At 65.0% G+C, this 4,163-nt stretch carries 4 protein-coding genes; all 4 read left to right on the top strand.

The genetic code is table 11. The annotated features are described in order from the left end of the window. Window positions 1-289: 289 nt before the first annotated feature. The 4 genes from ACIP1G_RS31865 to ACIP1G_RS31850 all read left to right on the top strand — a co-directional run bounded on the left by ACIP1G_RS31865 (window position 290) and on the right by ACIP1G_RS31850 (window position 4,029). On the top strand, window positions 290-595 hold the full coding sequence (locus tag ACIP1G_RS31865) for an STAS domain-containing protein (protein WP_013973600.1): 306 nt from the start codon (window positions 290-292) through the stop codon (window positions 593-595). Between the two features lie 8 nt (window positions 596-603). Next, window positions 604-2,295, top strand: a complete 1,692-nt coding sequence (locus tag ACIP1G_RS31860; RefSeq protein WP_400744599.1) for a SpoIIE family protein phosphatase — start codon at window positions 604-606, stop codon at window positions 2,293-2,295. A gap of 48 nt (window positions 2,296-2,343) precedes the next feature. Then, on the top strand, window positions 2,344-2,691 hold the full coding sequence (locus tag ACIP1G_RS31855; RefSeq protein WP_400744596.1) for an Hpt domain-containing protein: 348 nt from the start codon (window positions 2,344-2,346) through the stop codon (window positions 2,689-2,691). Window positions 2,692-2,763: 72 nt separating this feature from the next. Beyond that, window positions 2,764-4,029, top strand: coding sequence for a flagellar hook-length control protein FliK (locus ACIP1G_RS31850; protein WP_400744594.1), 1,266 nt, complete (start codon window positions 2,764-2,766; stop codon window positions 4,027-4,029). Window positions 4,030-4,163: the final 134 nt, after the last annotated feature.

Genomic DNA, 4,163 nt, shown 5'->3' with positions numbered 1-4,163 from the left:
AGGCGTTCGCGCGCGAATCCCACAGGAATAATTGGCCCGAAACAAACGTAGGAGCGGCTTTAGCCGCGAAGCGCCGCGCGGGCGGCGCTCGATCTAATAGGCGCTGAAATTGTTTCGGTGGACACCTGGCGGCGCTTGATCTCACAGGCGCTGAAAATGTTTCGGCGAACACCTGCGGCGCTCGATCTCATAGGCGCTGCAAGGCCCCATGGCGAACACTTGCCACTCCCGCCATCGCCTGCTAAACCTTCAAGGAGTTGCATCCGCCATCATCGAAGGAATCGCTAGCATGGCAGTCGAGACTGATTTTTCGCAGGACGGGAAAAAGCTGACGATCAAGATCAAGGGGCGCTTCGATTTCGGTAAACATCAGGAATTTCGTGACGCCTATGAACGCCAGCCCAGTCGGCCCGATTCGGTGGTCGTCGACCTGAAGGACACCACCTACCTCGACAGTTCCGCGCTCGGCATGCTGCTGTTGCTGCGTGACCACGCGGGCGGCGATGAGTCGGATGTGCGGGTGGTGCATGCCAGCTCCGACGTGCGCAAGATCCTCGCCATCTCCAATTTCGAAAAACTGTTCGATATCAGTTGAGCGCCGACATGCCGGCCGAACAGGCGTTGACCGTGCTGGTCGCTGAAGACGGGGCCGCCGACCGCCTGCTGCTGGCGCAGATCGTCCGCCGTCAGGGCCATCAGGTATTCACCGCAGAAAACGGCGAGCAGGCGGTGACGCTGTTCGTCGAGCGGCGACCACAGCTGGTGCTGCTGGATGCGCTGATGCCGGTGATGGACGGCTTCGAGGCGGCGCGGCAGATCAAGGCCCTGGCTGGCGAGGCGCTGGTGCCGATCATTTTCCTGACGTCGCTGAACGAGGAGGAAGGCCTGGTGCGCTGCCTGGAGGCCGGGGGCGATGACTTCATGGCCAAGCCCTACAGTGCGGTGATCCTCGGCGCCAAGATCCGCGCCATGGACCGCCTGCGCCGGCTGCAGGCCACGGTGCTGGCGCAGCGCGACCAGATTACCCGGCACCACCACCACCTGCTCAACGAACAGCGGGTGGCCAAGGCGGTGTTCGACAAGGTCGCCCATTCCGGTTGCCTGGCCGCACCCAATATCCGTTACCTGCAATCGCCCTACGCGCTGTTCAATGGCGACCTGATGCTGGCCGCGTTTACCCCGGCCGGCGACATGCGCGTGCTGCTTGGCGATTTCACCGGCCACGGCCTGCCAGCGGCGGTCGGCGCCATGCCGCTGGCCGAGGTGTTCTACGGCATGACCGCCAAAGGCTATGGCATGGCGCAGATCCTGCGCGAGATGAATGCCAAGCTCAAACGTATCCTGCCGGTGGACATGTTCTGCTGCGCGCTGCTGCTCAACCTCAGCATGCAGCGCGGCGCGGTGGAGGTGTGGAACGGCGGCATGCCTGATGCTTACCGCCTGTCGGCAGGCGGCCAGGTGCTGTCGGTGCTGAGCTCGCGGCACCTGCCGCTGGGCATTCTGGCCGCCGAGCGCTTCGATGACAGCACCGAGATGTTGCCGCTGGCGCCGGGCGAACGCCTGTTGCTGCTGTCGGACGGCGTGCTCGACACGGCCGACGACCAGGAGCGCCTGTTCGGCGTGCAGCGCCTGCGTGCGGTGCTGGCCGACAACCGCGACCCGGCGCAGCTGTTCGACGAAGTGATGCAGGCCTTGGCGCGCTTTGGCGGGCGCCCGCGCGATGACATCAGCCTGTGCGACATTCGCATGTTCAGCGCCGAGGAGTGCGTGCCGGCGCCGATGATCTACTCTGATAGCGGCCGCTCCAGCCCGCTGGACTGGTCGCTGGGCTTTGAGGTGCGCGGCGAAAGCCTGAAGCGCTTCAATCCGGTGCCGTACCTGGTGCAACTGTTGCAGGAAATTCACGGGCTGCGCGCACGCACCGGCAACCTGCACAGTGTGCTCAGCGAGCTGTATTCCAACGCACTGGAGCACGGTGTGCTGGGCCTGGATTCGCAGCTCAAGCGCGATGTACAGGGCTTTGCCGACTATTATCAGGAGCGCGCCCGGCGTTTGGGCTCGTTGGTCGACGGCTTTGTGCGTATCGACTTCAAGGTTGAACCGAATGCCGAGGGTGGGCGTCTGACGGTCGAGGTTCGCGACAGTGGCGCGGGGTTCGATGTGCAGCAGGTGCTGTCGCGGCCTGCGCTGGAGCAGGGCCTGAGCGGGCGGGGTGTGAACCTTGTGCGCCGGTTGGCCAGCAACGCCTGCTGGCGTGAAGGCGGCCGTTGCGCGCACGTGGAATTCGTATGGTGAGCCACAGGGTGGCTCGGGCATAATCTGGCTTGATCAAGGAGTGAACAAGTGACTGACATGCATATTGACCACAAGGTACTCAGTGACCTGCGTGAGGTCATGGAAGATGGCTACCTGCAGTTGGTGCAAACCTTTCTGGACGACTCCGAACGCCGCCTGGGCCAGTTGCACGCGGCCAAAAGCGCCGAAGAACTGGGCGCGGCCGCCCACAGTTTCAAGGGCAGCAGCAGCAACATGGGCGCCGTGGCGTTGGCCGGCCTGTGCCAGCAGCTGGAAGAGCGCGCGCGGCGCCCCCCGCTGTATGGCATCGAAGACCTGATCAACCGCATCGACCAGGAATTCACCGAGGTGCAGCGCTTCTATCGAGGTGAGCAGCAACGTATTTCGGCGGGCTGAAGCGCGACTTGGCGCGAGTCTTGCCTGTCTCTGGCCAGATGTTCTTTATGTTTCTGGCGCGGAGACCGCTCAATGCCTGTCGCACCCAACCCTTTGTTGCAAGCCAACGCCCTTGGTAACGCCGCGCGCTCGACGGGCGCGCTGCTGGACAAACCGCTGCAGGCAGCGGGCGACAAGGGCGACGGCTTTGGCCAGGTGATGGCCAGGCAAGGGCGCGACAAGGCCGTAGGGCAGGACGACAAGCCTACCCAGGCCAAGCCCAAGGACAAGCCCGACGCGGCACAGGGCGGCAAGGCAGACCCTGCCGACAAGCCCAGCGTTGCCGATGACGGCAACAAGTTGCCAGCCGACGACCAGGCCAATGCCGATACCGGGCTGCGCGATGCCAGCCTGGTGGCTGGCCAGGTTACCGACGCACAGCCCGGCGCGCAGCTGATCCAGGCCCAGGCCGAAGCCGTGGCGCCTGTGCTGCAGGCCGCTACGGCGCAAACGCAGGTTGCAGCCACGCTGCCTGAGGAGCCGGCCACCGAAGAAGCCTTCGACCCCGACGCCGACCCGCTGGCCAACCTGCCCACCCTGCGCCTGGCACTGGAGCACAGTGCCCAGGCCAAGGGTGGCACCTCGGCACACGCCTTGGACCCAGCGCAAACTCAAGGTGAGGACGGGCAGGTGGCCGTCAATACCTTGGCGGCTATGGTCGACAGCGCCGAAGGTGAGGCGGGCGAGCCCGGCGACAAGGCCTTTGCGGCCTTGCTTGAAGATGGCCTGAAAGACACCAAGAGCGCCAACAGTGACACCCGCGTCGACGACTTCGCCAACCGCTTGGCCAGCCTGACCCAGGCGGCCACGGCCAAGACGGCCAACGCCGTGTCGGCCAATGCCAGCCCGCTGCACCAGCCCCTGCCGATGAACCAGAACGCCTGGGCCGAGGGCCTGGTCAACCGGGTCATGTACCTGTCCAGCCAGAACCTCAAGTCGGCGGACATCCAGCTGGAGCCGGCAGAACTCGGCCGCTTGGACATTCGCGTCAATGTGGCGGCGGACCAGGCGACCCAGGTCACCTTCATCAGCGGCCATGCCGGCGTGCGTGACGCCCTCGACAGCCAGGTGCACCGCCTGCGCGAGTTGTTCGCCCAGCAGGGGCTGGCCCAGCCGGATGTCAACGTGGCTGATCAGTCGCGGGGGCAGCAACAGCAGCAGGGCCAGGCGCAGGGCAGCAACCTGTCCGGGGTAGCGGCGCGGCGGGCGGAGCAGGGTGGCGTAGAGGCTGTCGATAGCGCCCGGCCGGTGGAGCAGCAGGTGGTTGTTGGTGATAGTGCGGTCGATTATTACGCGTGAGGCCGGGGTGTATGGCTTTAGGTTTTTGGCGCCTGTGAGATCGAGCGCCGCAGGTGTTCGCCGAAACATTTTCAGCGCCTATGAAATCGAGCGCCGCCCGCGCGGCGCTTCGCGGCTAAAGCCGCTCCTACGTT

The sequence above is a fragment of the Pseudomonas sp. NPDC089392 genome (assembly GCF_044749595.1).
Classification (GTDB): domain Bacteria; phylum Pseudomonadota; class Gammaproteobacteria; order Pseudomonadales; family Pseudomonadaceae; genus Aquipseudomonas.
Note: the sequence above shows the minus strand (reverse complement) of the source record. Positions and strands in the feature narration are given on the sequence as shown.

Excerpts from the sequence above, each read along its gene's own strand:
- ACIP1G_RS31865 (WP_013973600.1), top strand. The coding sequence starts at position 290 with ATGGCAGTCGAGACTGATTTTTCGCAGGACGGGAAAAAGCTGACGATC.
- ACIP1G_RS31860 (WP_400744599.1), top strand. The coding sequence starts at position 604 with ATGCCGGCCGAACAGGCGTTGACCGTGCTGGTCGCTGAAGACGGGGCC.
- ACIP1G_RS31850 (WP_400744594.1), top strand. The coding sequence starts at position 2,764 with ATGCCTGTCGCACCCAACCCTTTGTTGCAAGCCAACGCCCTTGGTAAC.